2 protein-coding genes are annotated in these 3,600 nt (G+C 34.2%); both read right to left on the bottom strand.

What is annotated here, in order from left to right:
• Nucleotides 1–1,749: 1,749 nt before the first annotated feature.
• Complete coding sequence (locus tag ACP7AE_RS14100) at nt 1,750–2,043, bottom strand: hypothetical protein (RefSeq protein WP_426243847.1); 294 nt, start codon at nt 2,041–2,043, stop codon at nt 1,750–1,752.
• 350 nt (nt 2,044–2,393) lie between these two features.
• A complete protein-coding gene (locus ACP7AE_RS14095) occupies nt 2,394–3,326 on the bottom strand; it encodes a phage/plasmid replication protein, II/X family (protein WP_426243845.1) in 933 nt (310 codons plus the stop codon).
• Nucleotides 3,327–3,600 lie beyond the last annotated feature (274 nt).

The raw sequence follows: 3,600 nt of genomic DNA, 5'->3' as shown, positions 1-3,600 counted from the left end.
ATACATTGACATTTAATTATGACATATCTATATGAGGTATTCAAGTAAAATTACAATATCAATACTATTTTTTTTGCTCTCTATAAGTAATTATTCAAACTAACACTTGTGATCACCATCAACACTATCGACTCTGTAATCAATCAATAAGTACTAATTAACTAACTTATTTTGTTGTTGTTATGCCGATTATCCAGATTGAGGGAGTAGGAGTTTTAGGCAACACTCACCCTAAAGCACTTACAGATAAACTGTAAACACCTTAGTGTATTACCTATGCGATATTACCCGTCAATCGGTCGTTATCGTCATTAGGAGATCATCACTGTATCAAGCTGATCCTGTCATGATTACGGCTGATAGCACCGCCTGAACACGCTCATGACCTTTACAAGTTTTCTATGCTAGCAAGGGCATACACCCAATGTACCGCACCGAAAAACAATATAAACACTCATTGCGCTGTCTGCTCTGTTCAGTAACCCCAGTTGCAAACTTTACCTATTATCAAACGCTGTCGTCACATGAGTCCTGCCACCCGTTTGAAAGGTACAGTACAGAGAGAGCAGCACAAGGCTATAACGGATAAATAAACGGTTTTATATATGATAAATCGTAACAGAGAGTTGAGTTTTGAGCAGGATATGGATAAAATAACCCTTAAACGGGTATTCAATACTGTTCAAATAACGCAGCGCCACTGCTTATTTGTCCGTTACAGTGTGCTTCAACACGCTGTAACCGTTGCCCAATTAAACGATAAACCCCATCTATCCGTCAAGTGATGAATGGGGTTTTTTGTTATCTGTAGAAAAATAATATTGCTAAAAACGATAGTGGTACCTGTAGTGGGTACCATGCTTGATAGCTAAGTTTCTGATATTTATATGGTTATCTGTAGGTAGGCGCTTTGGGTGTACATCAGGGTGTACTTGCAGTGAGTAATTCGATTTTTCTGGCACTACACAACACTTAGTGTATATTGATTGAATAACCACAAAGATAAAAGGGGATTAGCATTGAGTAATAAGCGTTTTATCTTGAGGTCACTTGGTGTCTGCGGTTTAATTTTCGTTTTGTCTGCGATGGTTGCTGCTAGGTTTTTTTAGTATGATGACTGAATATTGAGTGTGACTCCTACAGTAGGAACTCAACTGTCGGCTGTAACCCAAGTGTTTTAGGGCTTTCTTGATTATTTATTTTGACAATACCAACAATAATACCAACAATCGATAAACGGAGGGTTTAACAAATGATAAATATGGATGATATAGATAGTATGTTCTTTTTAGTTTTAATACTATCGGTAGCAGCTGGTATTGGTTTTGGTGTTGGACTGGAGATTGCTAAAGCTCTTAATAACTTGATCAAATTTAAGTGACTGACATTTATCAATGGACACTAGAATTATTCCCACGCTCTCCTTGAGGATAATTATTTCCTAAGTATCTGTTATTAAATTAAATTAAATTAAATTAATTGTTAGTGTTTTTGGTGTCCAAAAAAATGGAATGTTTAAGGTCTTTTGTGATTTTTATCATCGTTTGGCTATAGGAACTAAATAAGATTAATGATACTTGCCAGCTTATCTTAACTGACACTTATCTTACCTCTTAACCCTTGCGTAGTGCTTATAAAAAACCCCTAGAATGGCTCTGTTTTATGTTTCCTATGCAAAGGTAGCTGAATGGCTCTAAAGACGCTTAAAAAGGCTGTACGTCGCTCTTATGTAATAGGCAAGATAAATATCTATCTAAGGGAATCGTATGCTGAATTTGCATAACTAGCGCTATTAGAATTTGAACTTATACCGTAAGATACGTTTTGCTCTTTTGAGTCTGCTTGGTTCTGATTTGATTTGATTGCTTTATCGTCACGATGATAGGTTACTTTTACTTTCTTAGTGAACTTATCAAAATTACCACTTGGATTAACATTAGTGAGTAGTACCTGCCCACCTTTGTCTTTATAGACATACGTATTACCTGCAACTGAGTTAGCAGCTGTCAAAGCTATTAAAGCACCTACCAATAATTTAAGCATATTTTTTACTCACGTTTATTTAGATAAGAATAACGTCCATATATCTCTACTCTACTTAACTCATAATTGCTAGACACCCTGTCTTTACTAGGTTTTCTAGTTTCTATTAAATACTGTAATTACTAACTATAGTAATACCATCTAATCAACTTCAAAGCTATACAAGATAAAGGATTTATAGGTCATCACACCTTGTACCCTAACCCTCTTTATCTCTCCTATACCAATCTTACAAGCACTTACATAACTTAGGCTCAATACACTGCTATGTTTAACAGCTTGCGATTGGCTCAATAAAAGATAGGGGGCTTATTTTGAAATATCTCAGGTACTAACTAGCTCTTAGTAATTTAAAATGTCAGTCTATGCAGATCAACGCCATAATTTTTCATTAGTTCTCTTTTCGTTCTATCTATTACTGATTTTTTATAGCTTTCAACTAATGAGCCATTCTTAAAGCATGAAATAAAACGTATATACTTACTAGGTAAGTCTTTAGGTAAGCTCATTGGTTCTGGTAATCTTAACTTACTATGTGCATCATCAATCAACTGTTTTACTATTTCAGGTGTCCAATTAAAGCCGTTTAATAGGTTGTTATCCTTTAGTTCACGTGACATTAAGCGTAATTCACATCTAATCATACGATCAGCTAATGCTTGTAATTCATCAGTATTGTGTTGATATTTTTTGTTATTAGCGATCTCGGTTCCTTTGTGATAATACTTTAATCTCTTACGCTTACTGTCCCAGCCAAAATAGATACCATTGCTTTCTACGTGCTTATCAAATCTTGCATAGCTTGCATGGTATTTTAATCGTTCTAAGTATTGCAATGACTTGTCTTTAGTTTCAAACAATATTGCCTTGTTTACATCTATCACATGGATTTTGAAGTAACCCTTTTGGATAGCATCTAATTGTTGCTGAGTTGGCGTTATATGCTCGCTTATTTCAGCTAACTTCATTACTGTCTTATAGACTAATGCTATAACATCACTATCACCTGTAATATTATGCCCTGTTAACCACTTCCCTAAATTACCATCAATCAATAAAGTACCGTCTTTCGTGGACTTCACTTTTAATTTATTACTATAACTAGGTTCTGTTATCCATATTTCTTTATACGACTTCATAGGTTCACTATAGCCATTATCAGTCTTTATTGCATCAAATCGTATAGCACTATTTAGCTCTTCTGGATTGTGATCTACTTCTACTCTTACTCTTAACCAATCAACCATGTAGCCTTGACTGGTTTGGTCTGTTGTATTATCCATATATATTTTCTACTCCTTTTTTAAACACAAAAAAATCGCATAAATGCCTTTTGGCACTGCGATCATGAATAAGTTTTAAGTCTAAATTTAACTAATAATTTTATTTAATTAAGCTAGTTATTCTTACAATTGTTCCGTCAGGTTACGTTAACATAATACATTGACATTTAATTATGACATATCTATATGAGGTATTCAAGTAAAATTACAATATCAATACTATTTTTTTTGCTCTCTATAAGTAATTATTCAAACTAACACTTGTGATCACCAT

It is taken from the genome of Psychrobacter sp. TWP2-1-2, assembly GCF_049896785.1.
Classification (GTDB): domain Bacteria; phylum Pseudomonadota; class Gammaproteobacteria; order Pseudomonadales; family Moraxellaceae; genus Psychrobacter.
The sequence above is the reverse complement of the archived record's forward strand: the minus strand, read 5'-3'. Positions and strand labels throughout refer to the sequence as shown.

Coding starts and splice junctions, on each gene's coding strand:
- ACP7AE_RS14100 (WP_426243847.1), bottom strand. CDS start 2,043: ATGCTTAAATTATTGGTAGGTGCTTTAATAGCTTTGACAGCTGCTAAC.
- ACP7AE_RS14095 (WP_426243845.1), bottom strand. CDS start 3,326: ATGGATAATACAACAGACCAAACCAGTCAAGGCTACATGGTTGATTGG.